This is a genomic window from Imhoffiella purpurea (assembly GCF_000585215.1).
Taxonomy (GTDB): Bacteria; Pseudomonadota; Gammaproteobacteria; order Chromatiales; family Chromatiaceae; genus Imhoffiella; species Imhoffiella purpurea.
Genome location: NZ_AONC01000045.1, coordinates 41775 through 60680, shown reverse-complemented (window position 1 = coordinate 60680; position 18906 = coordinate 41775). Strand labels below are relative to the sequence as shown.

Annotated in this window: 17 protein-coding genes; 11 read left to right on the top strand and 6 right to left on the bottom strand. The window is 65.7% G+C overall.

Annotated features, from left to right (window positions below):
* Nucleotides 1-25 precede the first annotated feature (25 nt).
* A complete protein-coding gene (locus D779_RS14780) occupies nucleotides 26-352 on the top strand; it encodes a DMT family transporter (protein WP_043755494.1) in 327 nt (108 codons plus the stop codon).
* Here D779_RS14780 and D779_RS14775 read toward each other — a convergent pair.
* On the bottom strand, nucleotides 321-1268 hold the full coding sequence (locus tag D779_RS14775; protein ID WP_043755492.1) for a LysR family transcriptional regulator: 948 nt from the start codon (nucleotides 1266-1268) through the stop codon (nucleotides 321-323). The two genes, D779_RS14780 and D779_RS14775, sit on opposite strands and share 32 nt — an antisense overlap.
* A 118-nt stretch (nucleotides 1269-1386) precedes the next feature.
* Here D779_RS14775 and D779_RS14770 point away from each other — a divergent pair, with 118 nt between their 5' ends.
* From D779_RS14770 to D779_RS14725, 9 genes are all read left to right on the top strand, one after another.
* On the top strand, nucleotides 1387-3375 hold the full coding sequence (locus D779_RS14770) for a TonB-dependent receptor domain-containing protein (protein WP_043755490.1): 1989 nt from the start codon (nucleotides 1387-1389) through the stop codon (nucleotides 3373-3375).
* Between the two features lie 53 nt (nucleotides 3376-3428).
* Complete coding sequence (locus tag D779_RS14765) at nucleotides 3429-4328, top strand: SAM-dependent methyltransferase (RefSeq protein ID WP_043755488.1); 900 nt, start codon at nucleotides 3429-3431, stop codon at nucleotides 4326-4328.
* Nucleotides 4325-5725 (top strand): APC family permease, encoded by a 1401-nt coding sequence (locus D779_RS14760; protein ID WP_043755486.1) that lies wholly within the window; start codon nucleotides 4325-4327, stop codon nucleotides 5723-5725. Before D779_RS14765 ends, D779_RS14760 begins: the two co-directional genes overlap by 4 nt.
* A 167-nt stretch (nucleotides 5726-5892) precedes the next feature.
* Nucleotides 5893-6330, top strand: coding sequence for a hypothetical protein (locus tag D779_RS14755; RefSeq protein ID WP_043755597.1), 438 nt, complete (start codon nucleotides 5893-5895; stop codon nucleotides 6328-6330).
* Nucleotides 6331-6347: 17 nt separating this feature from the next.
* Entirely contained in the window at nucleotides 6348-7208 is an 861-nt protein-coding gene (locus D779_RS14745) for a MotA/TolQ/ExbB proton channel family protein (protein ID WP_052348158.1), read from the top strand.
* On the top strand, nucleotides 7198-7596 hold the full coding sequence (locus D779_RS14740) for an ExbD/TolR family protein (protein ID WP_043755482.1): 399 nt from the start codon (nucleotides 7198-7200) through the stop codon (nucleotides 7594-7596). Before D779_RS14745 ends, D779_RS14740 begins: the two co-directional genes overlap by 11 nt.
* Nucleotides 7593-8012 (top strand): ExbD/TolR family protein, encoded by a 420-nt coding sequence (locus tag D779_RS14735; protein ID WP_043755480.1) that lies wholly within the window; start codon nucleotides 7593-7595, stop codon nucleotides 8010-8012. The genes D779_RS14740 and D779_RS14735 overlap by 4 nt, the downstream gene beginning before the upstream one ends.
* Nucleotides 8012-8797: an energy transducer TonB family protein gene (locus D779_RS14730; protein ID WP_043755477.1), complete on the top strand. Its 786-nt coding sequence runs from the start codon at nucleotides 8012-8014 to the stop codon at nucleotides 8795-8797. The genes D779_RS14735 and D779_RS14730 overlap by 1 nt, the downstream gene beginning before the upstream one ends.
* Nucleotides 8798-8873: 76 nt before the next feature.
* On the top strand, nucleotides 8874-11372 hold the full coding sequence (locus D779_RS14725; RefSeq protein ID WP_052348157.1) for a DNA methyltransferase: 2499 nt from the start codon (nucleotides 8874-8876) through the stop codon (nucleotides 11370-11372).
* Nucleotides 11373-11378: 6 nt separating this feature from the next.
* Here D779_RS14725 and D779_RS14720 read toward each other — a convergent pair whose 3' ends face one another.
* From D779_RS14720 to metE, 3 genes are all read right to left on the bottom strand, one after another.
* Nucleotides 11379-12119: a hypothetical protein gene (locus D779_RS14720; RefSeq protein ID WP_043755475.1), complete on the bottom strand. Its 741-nt coding sequence runs from the start codon at nucleotides 12117-12119 to the stop codon at nucleotides 11379-11381.
* Nucleotides 12120-12421: 302 nt separating this feature from the next.
* On the bottom strand, nucleotides 12422-13684 hold the full coding sequence (gene glyA / locus D779_RS14715; protein WP_043755472.1) for a serine hydroxymethyltransferase: 1263 nt from the start codon (nucleotides 13682-13684) through the stop codon (nucleotides 12422-12424).
* 126 nt (nucleotides 13685-13810) lie between these two features.
* Nucleotides 13811-16105, bottom strand: a complete 2295-nt coding sequence (metE, locus tag D779_RS14710; RefSeq protein ID WP_043755470.1) for a 5-methyltetrahydropteroyltriglutamate--homocysteine S-methyltransferase — start codon at nucleotides 16103-16105, stop codon at nucleotides 13811-13813.
* A 239-nt stretch (nucleotides 16106-16344) separates the two neighbouring features.
* Here metE and D779_RS14705 point away from each other — a divergent pair, with 239 nt between their 5' ends.
* Nucleotides 16345-17247 carry a LysR family transcriptional regulator gene (locus D779_RS14705; RefSeq protein ID WP_043755468.1) on the top strand — a complete coding sequence of 301 codons (903 nt, stop codon included), beginning with the start codon at nucleotides 16345-16347 and terminating at the stop codon, nucleotides 17245-17247.
* A gap of 149 nt (nucleotides 17248-17396) precedes the next feature.
* Here the strand turns inward: D779_RS14705 and D779_RS14700 are convergent, their stop codons facing one another.
* Nucleotides 17397-18449: a DUF4198 domain-containing protein gene (locus tag D779_RS14700; RefSeq protein ID WP_043755466.1), complete on the bottom strand. Its 1053-nt coding sequence runs from the start codon at nucleotides 18447-18449 to the stop codon at nucleotides 17397-17399.
* A gap of 102 nt (nucleotides 18450-18551) precedes the next feature.
* Nucleotides 18552-18866, bottom strand: a complete 315-nt coding sequence (locus D779_RS14695; protein WP_043755464.1) for a hypothetical protein — start codon at nucleotides 18864-18866, stop codon at nucleotides 18552-18554.
* Nucleotides 18867-18906: the final 40 nt, after the last annotated feature.

Sequence of the window (18906 nt, the reverse complement as noted above, 5' to 3'; positions counted from 1 at the left end):
CAATTTCGGAGGAGACTCAACTCGAATGGCGTGGACCTATCTGATCATCGCTGGAATCTTCGAGTGGGGCTGGCCGGTCGGTCTTAAACTGGGGCTCGCCGAATCCGGTCTTCGGTGGGGCTGGATCGGCTTCTCGGCGGTCTGCATGGTCGCCAGCGGCGCACTGCTGCTGATGGCGCAGAAAGACATTCCGATGGGGACGGCATACGCGGTCTGGACGGGGATCGGCGCCGTCGGCACCTTCGTGCTCGGGCTGCTGCTCTTCGGCGAACCGGCGACGCTGGCCCGCTTCTTCTTCGTCGGCTTGATCCTGATCGGGATCATCGGGCTGAAGTTCGTCTCGGCGCACTGAGGAGAGACGAATCCCCGGATTCGAGCGCCCAGCGTTTCGGCAGATGGGCATGCAGATGGTCGACGAGTACCTGGATGCGGCGCGGGCGAGCACCTCGAGGAAGATGGCAGGAGAGGTCGACCGGTTCCGCCTCCCAGTCCTCGAGCACCCGGGCATAATGTCCGCGCAGCCCGTGGCGCGGGCACTCGGCCAGCCAGGATGGGAGCACGCCGATGCCGTAGCCGCGGGCGATGGCGTCGGCCAGCATCTCGAGCGAATCGACACGCAGCCGGGCGCGCGGCCGATGTCCGTACCCATCCTCCCTGGATGGGTGTCCAAGCCGGATCTCCGCCGGCTCGCTCACCAGCCCGATCCAGGGACAAGCGTCCAATTTGGATGGGGCTCCGAGCCGACGGCAGGGTCCCTCCTCCGCCCTGGTATAGAGCCGCCGACGCCAGCGCCCCAGTGGGGTGCGCTTGAGGCCGGGCAGGCCGCGGTCGTCGCAGGCGAGCCATAGATCCGTCCCGTCCGCCGTGGGCAGACCGCCGGGTGGCAGGACCCTCACCTCCAGACTGACCTCCGGATAGCGGGCGAGGAAATCGTTCAGCGTGCGCGTCGCCCAGCCGCGTGCCAGCGGCTGATCGACCCACACCCGAACCTCGCCGCGCATCTCGCGCGAGAAGGCCGCGACCGAATGCCGAGCCTCCTCGGCCAGCGTCAGGATCCGCTCGCCGTATCCCGCATAGCAAGAACCCGCATCGCTCAGCAGCAGACGTCCGCCCTCCTGGCGGGTGAGCGGGTGCCCCAATGCCGATTCGAGGGCCGCCAGTCTCCGGCTCAGGGTCGACTTGGGGCACTCCAGGGCGCGGGCTGCCGCCGTCAGATTGCCATGTTCCTGCAAGGCGACCAGCGCTCGCAGGGCATCGAAATCCGTCATCTCCGTTCCCTTTTCGCAACGAACCGTTCCACGAATGGCACTTCCCGAGAATCGCGAGGATCGATAGGATCCTCATCATTAATGAGAATGATTCTACTTTATATGCAGCGGTAGCGCGATGAAAACCGATACATCCACCACGACCCTGGCGGTCTTACTGATGGCCGCCGGATCGGCCCCGACCCAGGCCCAGGCCCAGACGAACGGGGTCGCCCACGCCGAGCTCTCCACCATCGAGGTCGAGGCCCGGGAGGAGACGCAGGGCCGCGACATCCCGATCGAACGGATCCAGCGCAGTCTGGCCAACGACATGGCGGATGTCTTCAAGGACGATCCCTCGGTCCGTGTGGGCGGAGGCGCGCGCAACGCCCAGCGTATCTATCTGCGCGGCATCGAGGGCAGCAATCTCAACATCACGATCGACGGGGCGCGCCAGGGCCGCAGCCTGCATCAGCACCGGGGCGGCATCGGCGGGATCGATCCCGATCTGCTCAAGCGGGTGGAGGTGATCACGGGTCCATCGGCCGACCGCGGACCCGGTGCTCTGGGCGGCGCCATCCGGTTCGAGACGGTCGACGCCCAGGATCTGCTCGACCCCAATCGAACGGCCGGCGCGACCCTCAAGGCGGGCTATGCCAGCGCCGACAGCTCCGAGCAGGGCAGCGTCACGGCCTACGGCAAGGGCGGCGACCACCTGGGCCTGCTCGCCCACATCTCGGCGGTCAACCGCGAGGACTACCGGATCGGCGGCGGCGGAGACGTTCCCAACTCGGCCGGACAGGATCGCGACTATTTCGTCAAAGCGACCCTGCTCGGCCTGGAGGGACACAGCCTGCGACTGAGCGCCGAGCGCAACACCAACTCGGGACTCTATCTCTACGGCAGCACCGGGAGCGACATGGGCTATGCCCCAGAGGGCTCTATACCTGAGTACCAGGTCACCTCGCGCGAGACCTACACCCTGGACCATCGCTTCCAGTCCGGGAATCCGCTGATCGACTGGCGGATCAACCTCTACGCCAACGACAACGAACTCGAGAACCAGGACCGCGACAGCGAGGTTTCGAGCGAGGAGTTCGGCGGCAGTCTGAGCAACGTCTCCACCTTCGAGATCGGGGCGACCAGCCACCGGCTGACCCTGGGCGCCGACTATTACAGCGAGCAGGGCATCACCCAGGCGGCCGACGGCACCGAGATCGAGAACGACTCGGGCAATCTCGGTCTCTTCCTGCAGGAACGCCTGACCTGGGACTGGCTGAGCCTGTCGTTCGGCGCCCGCTACGACGACTATTCGTCCGACTATGGCCCCAAGACACTGGAAGGCGACCGGGTTTCGCCGAACGCCAGCGCCGAGGTCCGTTTCGCCGAGGGCTGGACCGCCTTCGCCGGCTATGGCGAGGCGGTGCGCGGCAGCGGCATCATCCCCGTCGGGTGGCTGTCCAATATCGACGCCACGACCAACTTCAACGACGGCAAGCCACTGGAGGCCGAGGAGTCCTTCCAGCGCGAGGCCGGGCTGCGCTACCAGACCAGCGGTCTGTTTCGCCCGGACGCCGTCTTCGACGCCGAGCTGACCTTCTTCGACACCCGGCTGCGCAACACCATCGAGCGCGTCGGCGGCGGACCCGGCTCGGTCGCCAAGATCGCCAACAACCCGGACACCCTGCGCTCGCGCGGATTCGAGCTGCGCGCCACCTGGAGCTGGCGCGCGCTGGAGACCCAGCTCGCCTATTCCAGCTTCGAGACCGAGGACGGCGATGGCAATCCGGTCGGCATCATCCGCCGCAAGGCGGCCGGGAGCGGCGACCAGCTGGTCTGGGACACCCGCTGGAGCCCGCGCGAGAACATCACCCTCGGCTACACCCTGACCGCCGTCGCCGAACTGGACGAGGTCCCGGAGGGCCAGGAAGAGCGCGCCGGCTATGTGCTGCACGACATCCAGGCCCGATGGCGTCCTGCCGAGACGCCCGATCTGACCCTGTCGCTCGCCGTCCACAACCTCTTCGACCGGCGCTATGCCGATCAGGCATCCATTGCCAGCAGCACGACCGGGATCGTCCACGAACCCGGACGCGACGTGCGTCTGGCGGTGAACTATCGATTCTGAAAACAGCTTCCCCAGACCCGGACCCACGGGGTCCTCACCAGGAGTATCCAAGCATGATCTCGACATCGGGCGTCCCGCGCTGGGCCGCCATCCCATTGATCTCCAGCATTCTCCTCGCCGGGCTACCGGCATCGGCCGAGACCGATACATCCTCGACCAAGCCGAGCGGACACCTCTATCTGGTCAGCATCGGTATCGGGGATCCGGACAACATCACGGTTCGGGCGCAAAAGATTCTCGCCGAGTCGGACATCGTCTTCGGCATGGAGTCGGTGCGCGAGCGCCATGCCGACCTGCTCCAGGGCAAGGAGATCTACGAGGCGGGTCACGGGCTCTTCCGTCAGATGCCCCCGCGCCCGAGCAAGGATGCCGATGGGCCGAGCCAGGACGAGCGGGCGGAACGTCGCCGACGCCACGAGGAGCAGCGCGCGGAGCTCGAGGCACAGGCGCGCAAGATCATTCGCGAGGCCGTCGAGGCGGGCAAGCAGGTCGCGGTGATCGACTACGGCGACCCCACCATCTACGGCCCCCAGACCGGCTATCTGAGCGAGTTCGCCGATCTGGATCCGGTGGTGATTCCGGGCGTGTCGAGCTTCAACGCCGCCAACGCGGCGCTGGGCCGGGGCATCACCCAGGGCGAGCACAGCCGCTCTGTGATCCTGACCCGCACGCCGGGCGGACCCGAGCGTGAGAACCGGCTCGACACATTGGAGAAACTCGCCGAGAGCCGCTCGACCCTGGTCTTCTTCACCATGCGTTCCAAGCTTCCGGAGGTGGTGGAGCGTTTGAAGGGGTCCTATCCGGGCGACACCCCGATCGCGATCGTCTCCCATGCCGGCTATGCCGAGCGGGAGCAGGTCATGGTGGCGACCCTGGATACGGTCCTGGAGCAGGCCGGAGACGCCGAGCTGCCCTTCGAGCACCTGATCTACGTCGGCGACTTCCTGAAATGAGTCAGGCCCAGCCCAGCGAGCTCAGACGCGAGATCGGACTGGTCTCGGCCACCGTGCTGGTCGTGGCCAACATGATCGGCAGCGGTATCTTCACGACCTCGGGTTTCATCCTCGCTGAGCTGGGCAGCCCCACGGCCCTGCTGCTGTGCTGGCTGCTCGGCGGGCTCTTCGCCCTGACCGGGGCGCTCTGCTACGGCGAACTCGGGGCCATGCTGCCGCGCGCGGGCGGGGAATACGCCTACCTGCGCGCCTCCTTCGGCCCCCTGCCCGCCTTCGTCTCGGGCTGGATCTCGCTGATCGTCGGCTTCTCCGCCCCCATCGCCGCGGCAGCCATCGCCTTCGCGACCTATTTCCTCGGCGGGGCATCGGATCCCTGGCTGGTCCTGGGATCCGGCGAACACCCCTGGATCAGCCTCTCGCCGGTCACCCTGCTCGCCTGCGCCGCCGTCGTCGTGCTCTCACTGGTGCACATCCACAGCCTGCGTCTGGGCCAGGGCGTGCAGAACCTGCTCACCGCCTTCAAGATCGGCTTCATCCTGGTCTTCATCGGCGCCGGTCTCTGGCTCGGACAGGGCGATCTCGGGCATCTGAGCCAGTCGCTGTCGGACAGCGGCGTCTCCGCCTCCAGCTTCGCGGTCGCCCTCATCTTCGTCTCATTCGCCTACAGCGGCTGGAACGCGGCGGCCTATCTGGGCGGTGAGATCCGCCGGCCCGGACGCAACCTGCCGCTCGCACTGGCGCTCGGGACCCTGCTGGTCACCCTGCTCTATCTGCTGCTCAATCTGGTCTATCTCTACGCCCTGCCGCCGCAGGCCATGAACGGCCTGCTCGAGATCGCCGGCGGCGCCGCCGACGCACTCTTCGGATCCAGCATCGGCGCCCTGTTCGGGCTGGCCATCGCCCTCGGCCTGCTCTCGGTGATGAGCGCCATGATCATGGCCGGACCGCGCGTCTACTTCGCCATGGCGCGCGACGGCGTCTTCTTCCGCCGCTTCGGCAGCGTCCACGCCGAGCGCCACACCCCGGCGCAGGCGATCCTCCTCCAGGCCCTGATCGCGATCCTCATGATCCTGGTCGCCGCCTACGACGCGCTGCTGGTCTACATCGGCTTCACCCTGTCGCTCTCCTCCATGCTCACGGTCATCGGACTGATGCGGCTGCGCCGCCGCTCGCCCGACCTGCCGCGTCCCTACCGCACCCTGGGCTATCCGGTCACGCCCCTGATCTTCATCGCCGGGAATCTCTGGATCGTCCTCTACACCCTCTCCAGCAAGCCGGTGGTCGGGCTCTACGGACTCGCGACCCTACTGCTGGGCGGATTCATCTATCGGTTCCTTCGTCCGACCGATGGCCCGCCGGACGCGGTCAAACCGCTGCCATCCGAACCGTCCACCTGAGCGGTCTCGGAACTCTCGCCACAAAGTATTGAGAAGAATTTGCATTCATATATAATGCAAATAAGAATGCTTATCTTTAAAACTCAAGACGAGATCCTTCTCCTCTCGTGAACGGATCGATCGTCGAAATCATCATCAGCACCCGGATCCACGATAGGCCCCGCCGTATGCGCTCCAGTCTCGCTCACAGCATCACCTGTCTCCTCCTGTCCTGCCTGACGCTCTCGACCCCGCCCGTCCTGGCCGAGGACTCCGCGGGTTCGATCGAGATCGAGCTGAACAGGCTCGAATCCCAGGCCAATGCCTGCCGCCCCTATCTGGTCTTCGGCAACAAGACCGATACGCGCTTCGAATCGCTCGGACTGGAGCTGGTCCTGTTCGACCAGGACGGATTCATCCTCAAGCGCTTCGGTCTGGAAGCGGGACCGCTCGCGCCCGGAAAGACCAGCGTCAAGCTGTTCGAGATCGCGGATCTGTCCTGCGATGCCCTCGGCCGCATCCTGCTCAACGCCGTCACGGCCTGCACCGACGCCAGCGGCCCGGTGGACGGCTGTCTCGCGCGCATGCGGACGTCCTCGCGACTTCCCGTGGACTTCTTCAAGTAACCGACAGGATCTCGCCCATGACCGATATCACAACGAACGCCGCGCCCGCGGCACCTGCCCAAGCCCAGACCCCGATCTCTCCGCCGGGTAATCTGGAGCCGGGTGGCGCGGCGCACTTCTCCGAGACGGCCGCAGCCGTCTCGCCTCCCTCGCCGGAGATATCGGCCGACCCCGGCATGCTGGACGGCATCCTGGGTCCGCTGCAGGACATGATCGGCACCGGCGGCCCGGTGCTCCTGTTCCTGAGCCTGCTCTCCGTGGTCGCGCTCGCCATCGTGCTGGTGAAGCTGTGGCAGTTCCATCGTCTGCAGTTGGGCCGGCTTGGTCCGGTCCGCGAGTCGCTGCGACGCTGGCAGCAGTCGGACGCCCAGGCCGCGATCGCGCTGGTCGCCGGCCGCAACCAGCCTGTGGCGCATCTGGTCCATCTGGCCTTGGTCGGGCTCCATCGGCCCAGGGTCGAGATGGCGACACTGCGCGAGGAGCTGACCCGGGTCGCCAGCCTGCAGCTCGAAAGCCTGCGCAGCCATCTGCGCGCACTGGAGATCATCGGCACCCTGAGTCCGCTGCTGGGTCTGCTGGGGACCGTGCTGGGCATGATCGAGGCATTCCGGCAGCTCGAAGTGGCGGGCAGCCAGGTCGATCCCTCCATCCTCTCGGGCGGCATCTGGCAGGCACTGCTGACCACGGCGGTCGGACTCACGGTCGCCATCCCGGTGGTGCTGGCCCACACCTGGCTGGAACGCCGGGTCGAGCGCTGCGGTCATCAGATGGAGGATGCCGTCACCCAAGTCTTCACCCGCGGACTCAAGGCCCCGGTGCTGACCACCGAGGGACGGCATCATGCCAAGTCCCAATCCGAGGTCGGCTATGCAGCTTGATCTGCCGCGCTCTCGCGCCGGCCGAGGCATCAGTCTCACGCCGCTGATCGACGTGGTCTTCATCCTCCTGCTCTTCTTCCTGTTGGCCTCGCACTTCGATCAATGGCGGGCGCTGCAGCTCGACACCGCCTCGTCCCTGGTCAGCGACCGGGCGGACGACAGCCAGCGGCCCGCGCTGCTGCTGCGCGTCCACACCGATGGCCGGCTGGACATCAATGGTGAATCGCTGGATTCGGCCCAGCTCGTCTCCAGCCTGAAGGATTATCGTGCACGCCGCCCGGATGTCTCGGTGGTGATCGAATCCGATGCGGACGTCCGGCTCCAGCATCTGGTCCAGGTCATCGACGGCGTGAGCGCGGCCGGGATCGAGGAGCTGAGTCTGAAATGAGGTTCGTCCGCCAGAGCCAGCGTCCAGCGAGCGACAATCATCTGATCCCGCTCATCAACGTCATCTTCCTGATGCTCATCTTCTTCATGGTGGTCGGGCAGATCAGCCCGCGCGAGCCCTTCCGGGTGGATCCGCCGGTCTCGGAGCAGCAGGCGAACGGCGAGACGCGCGACCGGGTCATCGTCCTGGACGCCGACGGCCGCATGGCGGTCGGCGACCGGATACTCTCATCCGAGGCGCTGACCGAACAGCTCGCCGCCTGGAAGGCGGCCGCGGGCGGAGCCGACAGGATCCGGGTCACCCTCAAGGCCGATGCCGCCGTCACCTCCGCGAAGCTGCGCGAGACCCTCGACCTGCTGGAAGCGGCCGGCATCCCTCGGATCGAGCTGATCACACGCGCGGCAGGTCGATCCTGATGGAGATTCGCCCACGTCACTGGATGATCGCCGTTTCGACGGCCGCCCTCGCCCACCTGGGAGTGGTCGCCGGCATGCGGGAAGAACCGCGCTCGCCGCCACCGACTCCGGTCGTCATCCAGCTCGGCGACTCGGGCGCCCCGGCGGCGGCCTCCGCTGCCGAGCCGACGGCCGCCGAGTCCATCGCCGACTCAGCGGCACCCCTCGCCCCGGCCAAGTCCCTGCCGATGCTCGCACCCAGCGAGACGCTCAAGACGGAGGTCGTCGAACCGCCCAAACCCAAGCCGACCCCGAAACCAAAGCCCAAGGCCAAGCCGAAACCCAAGCCCAAGGCCAAGCCGGCGCCAACGCGGACCGAGAGGCCCAAACCCAGATCCCGACCCAGCGCGAGCGACGGTCCCAAATCCAAGACGCCCGGCTCCAGTCGCGGCTCCGGCGCGCACTCCAACGGCAAGGCAGGCAGCGGACGCGGCCAGGGCTCCGGATCCGGCTCCAAAGGCACCGCCAACTACTACGGCAAGCTGGCCGCCTGGCTCAACCGCCACAAGCGCTACCCGAGCCGCGCCCGGCGACTGCGCCAGGAGGGGACGGTCAGGGTGACCTTCACCATCGACCGCAGCGGCCGGGTCCTGTCGCACCGGATCGCCTCCAGCTCGGGCCATGCCCTTCTGGACCAGGAGGTGAAGGCATTGATCCGACGCGCCTCCCCGCTGCCGGCCATCCCGCCCGGAATGTCCCAGTCCCAGCTCACCGTGACGGTGCCGATCCGGTTCAATCTGCGCTGAACCGATCGGCTTGCGCGCCGTGGCCTTCGGGCGGCATGGCGTTGACTCATCGGTCAACGGGGCCTACCCTGCCGCCATGACCATCCATGAGTTCATCCGTCATCGCCGCGAGTCTCTCGGGCTGTCCCTGCGCAACACGGCCGGACGCTGCGGGGTCGATCCGGCCCATCTCTCCCGCGTGGAGGCCGGAACGACGCCGCCCTCCGAGACCTTGCTCGCGCGGCTGGCCGAAGTTCTGGAGCTCCCGCGCGACGAACTGCTTCTGGTCGCCGGCCGGCTCCCACCCTCCCTGCGCCGCATCGTCGACCAGGATCCCCATCGGGTTGCGGGCGCCCTGACGGATCTCGCCGGGATGCTGATCGCCGAGCCGAGCGACTCCTATGGAAGTCCGCTGATCGACGGCCCCTCCGCTCGGGCGATCGAGGACGGCTTCCCGTTCGAGCACCTGAGCGACATCGCCGAGGTGGAGAGCTGGCGCAAGGAGGTCTGGCGCCCCGTCTATCACACCCATAAATGGTGGGCGCAGCGATTGGGTAGCGTCTTTCGCGCGGCGATCCTGGGGTGTACGACCCCCAAGGGAACTGCGCTGATGGATCTCTACTCGAGCGCAGTCAAACTACCAGGGCCGGTCATCTTCGATCCCTTCATGGGAAGCGGGACCACTGTCGGTGAGGCGCACAAGCTGGGTTGTACCGTCATCGGTCGAGATATCAATCCGGTCGCCTGGCGCGCCGTGCGCACCGCCCTCGCCCCGATCGATCGCAGTCGGTTGCAGGCGCTGTTCGCTCAGCTCGAAGCCACCGTGGCACCCGAGATCCGGGCGCTCTACCGCAGCCGAACCCCTGATGGTGAGCCTTGCGAGGTCCTCTACTGGTTCTGGGTGAAGCAGCTCGACTGCCCGGAATGCCAGGCACCCGTCGATCTCTTCTCCAGCCGGATCTTCGCCAAGCACGCCTATGTCAAAAAATACCCCCGGGTTCAGGTCGTCTGTAGCGAATGCGGAGAGGTCTTTCCAGCGCAATACACCGATCACAAGGTCAGCTGTCCCGCCTGCCGCCATTCATTCGATCCCCATTCGGGTCCCGCCGCGGGCGCCAATGCGCAGTGCGACGCCTGCGGCTGCCGCTTCCCGATCGCCAAGACCGCACGCGCTCGGGGCGAGCCGCCGCGCCACCGGCTCTACGCCAAACTGGTCCTGCGCGCCAATGGCGAAAAAGACTATCTGCGGGCCACATCCGAAGACCTGAGCGCCTATCAGGAGGCCCGCGCCCGCCTGCGATTCCTGGATGCGCCCATCCCGCGCGTGACGATCCAGCCGGGATACAACACCCGTCAGGTCCTGAATTACGGCTATTCCCGCTGGGACCAATTCTTCAACGACCGCCAGCTTCTGGCCATCAGCCTGCTGGCCGGTGCGATCGGAGAGCTGCCGAAAGGACCGGAACGGGATGCGCTCTTCATCCTCCTGTCCGGCGTCTTGGAGTTCAACAACCTCTTCGCCAGTTACAAGGGAGAGGGAACTGGGGCCGTCAGACACATGTTCTCGCATCACGTGCTCAAGCCCGAACGCACCCCGATCGAGGCCAATCTCTGGGGCACGAGCAAGAGCTCGGGCTCCTTTCTCAATCTGTTCCAGTCGCGGCTCCTGCGCGCGGTCGATTACAAGGCCGCCCCATTCGAGATCGTCCTGGACGATTCGGGTGCCAAGAAGTCCGGCCGCAAGCTCTTCGGCAAGAGCCGGCCCATGGGTACGTCGATCTCGGATGCCTGGCCGCCAGACGGGCTGCCGCCCGGCGCCGTCTATCTCTCCTGCGGCGATTCGGCCGCGACCGACCTCCCCGATCGGGTCGTGGATGCGGTGATCACGGATCCGCCCTTCTATGACAATGTCCATTACTCGGAGCTGGCCGACTTCTTCCATGTCTGGCAGCAGCTCTGGTTTCGCGAGGATGAGGCAGTCGACCAGGACACGACCCGCCACCCTCGAGAGGTCCAGGACACCGAGTCCGAGCGCTTTGCGGACAAGCTCGAAGCGGTCTTCGGCGAGTGCCACCGGGTGCTCAAGGATGAGGGGCTGCTGGTCTTCTCCTACCACCACTCGCGCGAGGACGGCTGGACCTCGGTGGCCAGAGCGGTGCTCGCCGCCGGTTTCAGACTGGTACAGACGCAGCCGGTCAAGGCCGAGATGTCGGTGGCCACGCCCAAGCTGGCCGCCAAATCACCGATCGATCTGGACGTGCTGATGGTATGCCGGAAGGCGGCCGCGGACCGTCGGCCACGGCTGGCGGTCGAATCGGCGCTGACGGCGGCAACGGACGCGGCGGAGGCCAAGATCCGCCGCTTCAACCGGAGGGGGCGACAACTGTCGCTCAACGATGTCCGGGTGGTCGTCTACAGCCAGGCACTTGCCGAATTGTGCGCGGGCCGACAGGCGGAGGACGGGCTGAAGACCTTCGAGAAGGCGCTGGACGTTTGTGCAGGGATCTCGCGACGGCTCCACGAGGCGCAGACCAGGGAGGCGCAACCGAGGTCAGGGGAACCAAGCGACATCGGAATCCAGGCATCCCTCTTTTGAAGCGGATCAGCAAGACTCATAGATGTGGAATCGGCGTTGCTGCCCGGCATCCGAGCGTCGCATCGTCTGTTTGTCGGCCGGGGTCTTGCCATCCAAATGAATCCGGTAACCCTGGAGCGATTCGTCCGCGACGACTCGCTCCAGGGACCCGACCCGAGCGAGCCGAGGATCCGAGACATCCCAATCGGCGGGGAGGATCAGGCTGCAACGACCGATTCCAGCCGGATAGACCGTCAATGGATGCGGAAAGACGTACATTTTCCGATCGCGAATGAATCCCTCGCCATAGGATCCGAATCCTCGGATGGCCTCGTTGACGTGCGCCGCCGCGACCGCATGATCGGCGTTGATGAGATCTCCGTGCGCGATGCAAAGCGACTGCACGGGACGCGGGCTCGCCCCACTGCCGGTATAGAGGAAGAACACGAGGAAGACGTCTCGACCATCCTTCCGACCGGAGGGAATGGTGCTGTTCGAGTCGTAATCCTTTCGTGCCGGTCTGCCGTGGTTGAATGCAAGCGATTTGATCTCGTAGCCCTCGACCGGCGCATGGGCATCGTCCCCCACCCAAAAATCGGGATAACTGTTGCGGCCCTGCGGCATCAAGGGCAACCCGAGACCATCGACCCTATCGGCAAACCAATCCTGCGGAAAATACTCCTTGTCGTTGGCGCTTCGCGGAGTCATGTGGATACCCGCGATCATCGCCCGATGGGCGGCAAGAAAGATCTCGATGCTATGGGACATGTCGACAGAGGATCTCGGATTGTAAGAGAGAAATCTTATCGTTCGGACGCCAACATGGCGACCTGAGAGACAGGCTCTGACCCAGCGGACAGACCGCCAACGTCCTTGTCGACACCGAGGGCCTGCACGACACCATGTCCGCCGAGATCCTACTCCTGATCGAGCGTCTGACGGCCGCTCCGTAGGTCGGATTAGGCGCGTGGTAGGACGTTCGTTGCCTGCTCGATCGCTTGACGCGCCGTAGCCCGACAGCAAGGAGTGTCGGGTTACGCTGCGCTAACCCGACCTACAGGGATTCATCGTTATCCCTCGGAACGAGGCCCATAGACGGGGAACTGCCGCGTCAGCATGGCGACCCGGTCGCGTACCTGGGCGATACGCTCGGCATCCTCCGGCGCATCCAGCACATCGGCGATCAGGTTGCCGACAAGCCGCGCCTCTTCCTCTCCGAACCCGCGCGTCGTCATGGCGGGGGTCCCGACCCGGATGCCCGAGGTGACGAAGGGCTTCTCGGGGTCGTTGGGGATGGCGTTCTTGTTGACCGTGATGTGCGCCTCGCCGAGCAGGCGTTCGGCCTCCTTGCCGGTGAGGCCCTTGGCGCGCAGGTCGACCAGCATCAGGTGGCTCTCGGTGCGCCCGGAGACGATACGCAAACCGCGCTCGATCAGGGTCTCGGCGAGCACGGACGCGTTCGCCACGACCTGCTGCTGGTAGGTCTTGAACTCGGGCGTCATGGCCTCTTTGAAGGCGACGGCCTTGCCGGCGATGACATGCATCAGCGGACCGCCCTGAATGCCCGGGAAGATGGCCGAGTTGACGGCCTTGGCGTGTTCCTCGCGCATCAGGATGACGCCGCCGCGCGGGCCGCGCAGGCTCTTGTGCGTGGTGGTGGTGACGAAGTCGGCGTGCGGGACCGGGCTCGGGTAGACGCCGGCCGCGATCAGGCCCGCGTAGTGGGCCATGTCGACCATGAAATAGGCGCCGATCTCACGGGCCACCCGGGCGATGCGCTCGAAGTCGATGCGCAGGGCGAAGGCCGAGGCCCCGGCGATGATGAGCTTGGGCTTGTGCTCGCGCGCCTTGTGCTCCAGCGCCTCGTAGTCGATGTCCTCCTCGGCGTTCAGGCCGTAGCTCACCACCTGGAACCACTTGCCGCTCATGTTGAGCGCCATGCCGTGGGTCAGATGTCCGCCCTCGGCCAGGCTCATGCCCATGATGGTGTCGCCCGGCTTCAGCACGGCGAAGAAGACGCCCTGGTTGGCCTGTGAGCCCGAGTTGGGCTGCACGTTGGCCGCCTCGGCGCCGAACAGGGTCTTGACCCGCTCGATCGCGAGCCGCTCGACGACGTCGACGTGCTCGCAGCCGCCGTAATAGCGCTTGCCGGGATAGCCCTCGGCGTACTTGTTGGTGAGCTGGGAGCCCTGGGCGGCCATCACCGCCGGAGAGGTGTAATTCTCCGAGGCGATCAGCTCGATGTGATCCTCCTGGCGCCGGTTCTCCTGCTCGATGACGGCGGAGAGCTCCGGGTCGATGCGGTCGAGTCTGTATTGGGTGCGATCAAACATGTTTGTTCTCGATTTTAGAGCTGCCAGCTTCCAGCCTCCAGCGGCCAGCCGGGAGCCACCGGTCGGGCATGGCAGCGATTTCTGGCTGGAAGCTGGCGGCTGGTAGCTGGTGGCTAACCGCTCGAATCAGCCCAAGCTCGCCCGCAAGGTCTTGGCCGCCGAGACCATGTTGGTCAGGGCCGGGATCACCTCGTTCCATTGGCGGGTCTTGAGGCCGCAGTCGGGGTTCACCCAGAGGCGCTCGGCCGGGATGCGCTCGGCGGCCTTGCGCATCAGGTCGACCATCTGCGCCTCGGCCGGGATGTTGGGCGAGTGGATGTCATAGACGCCCGGTCCGATCTCGTTCGGGTATTTGAAGTCGTCGAAGACGTCGAGCAGCTCCATGTCCGAGCGCGAGGTCTCGATGGTGATGGCGTCGGCGTCCATGTCGGCGATCGCGGCGATGATGTCGTTGAACTCCGAGTAGCACATATGGGTGTGGATCTGGGTCTCGTCCGCGACGCCGTTGGCGGTGATGCGGAAGGACTCGACCGCCCAACCGAGATACGCATCCCATTGCGACTTGCGCAGCGGCAGACCCTCGCGCAGCGCCGCCTCGTCGATCTGGATCACGCGCACGCCGGCCCGCTCCAGGTCCAGCACCTCCTCGCGGATCGCCAAGGCCAACTGCTGGCATGAAACCGAGCGCGGCTGGTCGTCGCGCACGAAGGACCAGTTGAGGATGGTGACCGGACCGGTGAGCATGCCTTTCATCGGCTTGTCGGTGAGGGACTGGGCATAGGTGATCCAGTCGACCGTCATCGCCTTGGGACGGCTAATGTCGCCGAAGAGGATCGGCGGCTTGACGCAGCGCGAGCCGTAAGACTGCACCCAGCCGAACTGGCTGAAGACATAGCCGTCGAGCTGCTCGCCGAAGTACTCGACCATGTCGTTGCGCTCGGGCTCGCCGTGCACGAAGACGTCCAGACCCAGGTCTTCCTGCTCGCGCACGCAGCGGGCGATCTCGCCGCGCATCGCCTCGACGTAGGACGCCTCCTCGATGTCCCCCGCCTTGAACTGGCGGCGGGTCTGACGGATCTCGGCGGTCTGCGGGAAGGAGCCGATGGTGGTGGTGGGGAACTTGGGCAGTTGGAGCAACTCGGCCTGCTTGGCGGCGCGCTCGGCATAGGGGCTCTTGCGCTGACCGAGCTGGGCGTCGATCTTGGCGAGCGCGGCCTTGACCTCGGGGTTGTTGACGCGCGGCGAGCTGCGGCGCGCCTCGATGGCGGCGCGGTTGGCGGCCAGCTCGGACTGGACCGTATGACGCCCCTGATTCAGCGCCCTAGCCAGGATACGCAGCTCGTCGAGCTTCTGCTTGGCGAAGGCGAGCCAGGATTTGATCTCGGCATCGAGTTTCTCCTCGCTGTCGAGATCCACCGGCACATGCAGCAGCGAGCAGGAGGGCGCGATCCACAGACGCTCGCCGAGCTGAGCCTGGATCGGCTCCAGCCAGTCGAGCACCCCGTTCAGATCGGTCTTCCAGATGTTGCGCCCGTCGATCACCCCGAGCGACAGGACCTTGGTGGACGGCAGCAGATTCAGCAGCGGCACCAGATCCTCGCGCCCACGGACGGCGTCGATGTGCAGACCGGCCACCGGCAGATTGGCGGCCAGATAGCGCTGATCCTGGAGCTCGCCGAAATAGGTCGCCAGCATCAGATTGACCGGCGCGCTCTTGAGCTCGTGATAGGCGATCTCGAAGGCATGACGCCAGGGCTCCTCCAGCTCGGTGACCAGGATGGGCTCGTCGATCTGCACCCACTCGGCCCCGTTCGCGGCCAGCGTATTCAGCAGCTCGGCGTAGACGGGCAGCAATCGCTCGAGCAGGGCGAGCCGATCGGAGTCGTCCTTGGTCTTGCCGAGCGCGAGATAGGTCACGGGACCGATGATGACGGGCTTGGCACGCACGCCCTGCGCCTTGGCCTCGGCCAGCTGATCGAGCAGACGCGAGGCATCCAGCTCGAACCGGGTGTCGGCGGTCAGCTCGGGGACGATGTAGTGATAGTTGGTGTCGAACCACTTGGTCATCTCGCCGGCGGCGACGCCGCAGGCGCAACCGGCCTGATCCTCGGCCGCCGGTGCCGAGCGGCCGCGCGCCACGCGGAAATAGGTGTCGAGGGTATCGCCTGCGAGGCCGCGCACGCGCTCGGGCAGATTGCCCAGCGTAAAGCTCATGTCGAGCATCTGGTCGTAGAAGGCGAAGTCGCCGACCGGCACCAGGTCCAGTCCGGTCTGATCCTCCCAGTGACGCGCCCGCAGCTGGGCACCGGCGGACTTGAGGTCCTCGATCGAGGACTGGCCCTTCCAGTAGGACTCGAGCGCGAACTTCAATTCACGCTTGGCGCCGATGCGGGGAAAACCGAGATTGTGGGTGATTGCCATGTGATCTTGCCTCGAAGGATGAATCTGGAAAAGCGGCTAGCCTTCAGCTTCCAGCCGCCAGCTTTTGAGCGACACAACTGCTGGTGGCTGGAAGCTAGTGGCTGGTAGCTGGTAGCTGGTAGCTGGTAGCTGGTAGCTGACTGCTCTTCAACCTGCGGCCATTGTCCCCGGGACATCACATGAATAGAAATGGTATTATTTCATCAAAACATGCATTGAATTCATGAGTTAGACCCACCATGGCTCAATTGGAACGTACCCATCTGGCGATCGTCCGCGCCGTCGACCAGCACGGCTCGCTGACCGCCGCCGCCGAGCAGCTGCACCTGACCCAATCCGCGCTGAGCCACGCGATCCGCAAGCTGGAGGACCAGCTCGGCGTCGCCATCTGGACCCGCGAAGGCCGGCGGCTACGACCCACCCAGGCCGGGGCCTATCTGCTGTCGGTGGCCAATCGGCTGATCCCGCAGCTCACCCACGCGGAGGCGCGTCTGCGGCAGTTCGCTCAGGGCGAGCGCGGCACCCTGCGTATCGGCATCGAGTGCCACCCCTGCTACGCTTGGCTCCTGAAGGTGGTGTCGCCCTACTTGGCGAACTGGCCGGACGTGGACGTGGACGTGAAGCAGGAATTCCAGTTCAGCGGGATCGGCGCCCTCTTCGGTCACGAGATCGACCTGCTGGTGACCCCGGACCCGCTCTTTCGGACCGGACTCCAATTCGAGGCGGTGCTCGACTACGAGCAGGTCCTGGTGGTCGGGCCTAGACACCGGCTCGCCGGCACACCCTGCGTGCAGCCGGACCAACTGGCCCAGGAGACCCTGATCAGCTATCCGGTCCCCATCGATCGGCTCGACATCTACACCCAGTTCCTGCTGCCGGCGGGGATTCGGCCCAAGCGTCACAAGCCGATCGAGACGACCGATATCATGCTGCAGATGGTGGCCAGCGGCCGGGGGGTCGCGGCCCTGCCGCGCTGGCTGGCGAACGAGTATGCCGAACGGCTCGGGGTGACCGCGATCAGGCTGGGCGAGCGAGGCATCGACAAACAGATCTTTCTCGGCATCCGTCAGGCCGAGGCCGGGATCGACTATCTGCACGCCTTCGTCGAGCTCGCGCGTGCGCATCGCAACCACGGAGGATGAACGACATGGGTCGGACAATATTGCGGCTGCGCCCGCGACGGGAGACGAACGCGCGTCGTCTCGCCAGAGGTCTGGTCCGCACCGCGAACCCTACCGCGACCTGAGCCGCAGCAGGGTCCGCGGTGCGGACCGAATCGCGCTGAGCGCGATTACTGGTTGCTCAGGCTGACCAGCGTCTCGAAGAGGGTGCCGTCGACCAGACCGGTATCCGAGAGTCCGCGCGCGCGCTGGACGATCTTGAGCGCCTCGCGGGTCTGGGGACCGAAGTCGCCGTCGATCGAGCTGTCGTAGAGACCGATCTCGCGCAGTGCCTTCTGCACGCTGCGCCTCTGCTGCGCGCTGAGCGCCTTGTCGAAACGCTCGGCGTCATCGGGCTCGACGGCAGCGACCGGGGCGGAGCCAGATTCGGCCGAGGCACCCAAGGTCGACGCATTGATCCAGATCACCGCATCCTGCGACAGCTCCTTGCCCTCGTGCTCCTTGACCGGACCCGAACCCAGGCAGGCGAAGCCCCAGACGCCGGGCGTCGGGATGCCGAAGGTGAAGACACCGTTGGCGTCGGTGATGGCGACGATACCGGTCGCGGGCACCTCACCGTTGGCATCCTCGGAGAAGGCGTTGGCCTTCATGTCGATGTCGGTGTTGATGTACTCGATCTCGCACTCGACGCCGGGTGCCGGTTTGCCCTCCGAGAGCAGCTGACCGCTAAAGGTGCTGCCGACGAACACCTGATAGGGCTTGTTGAGCGGAACGATCTCGGTCGGCAGACCGAGCGGTTCGTTCCAGGTGGTCGGCATGGCGCCCTTGTTCACATAGGACTTGGTGATCTGCTGGATGTAGATGTCCTCGCTGCCCTCGTAGTAGGGCGCCGGGGTCAGGGCGAAGACGTAGTCGCCGTTGCGGCGCACCTTGTAGGTCGTCTCGTAGGCATTGGCCTCGTTGTGGGCGCCCTTCCAGGTGATGGGCTTGAGGCTGTCCTTGAGATCGGTCCGCTTGTCCTTGAACTGGACGAAGAATTCGACCGGCTCGCCCATATCCATGGTGTGGCCGTTCTCCATGGGATGGCCGAAGACCAGCTTGAGACCGATCTCGGCCGGCTTCTCCAGCATGGTCTCGGGGGTGTAGACGAGCTGGAAATGCGCCTGCGCGATGCCTGCGCTCAGGGTTGCCGCCGAGGCGAGCAATGCGATGGATGTCTTCATGAAACTGCAGCTCCAGTAGGGTAAATAAGGCGTTCTGGCCCGGTTCGTCTCCGGCTGGCAGGAAGGATTTCCGCGGCGGAATCCGAGGGCCGGATCCAGCCGTTACTCCACGATATCCTCGCCGTCGATGGTGATCTCGTGGCCCGGCCCCGCATCGAAGACCACCTGATAGTCCCCGTCCGGCTTGTCGAACTCGAACTCGCTGTTCTCGGTCATGACCCCGTCGATGACGGCGTTTCCGTCGGCGTCCAGAACGCGGATCTCGACCCCGGAGGCAGAGGAGCCGTCGGAGAAGCCGCCCTCGCAGAAGACGGTCCCGTCGCCGTTGTCGTAGCAGGAGCAGAGCGGGGTGTGAGCGAAGACCTGGGCGGCGGCGAGGCCGGTCGCGAGCAGAAGGGCGGTTTGGATGTGACGCATGGTGAATCTCGTGTCGCTGATTGAATGAGAATGGGTGGCA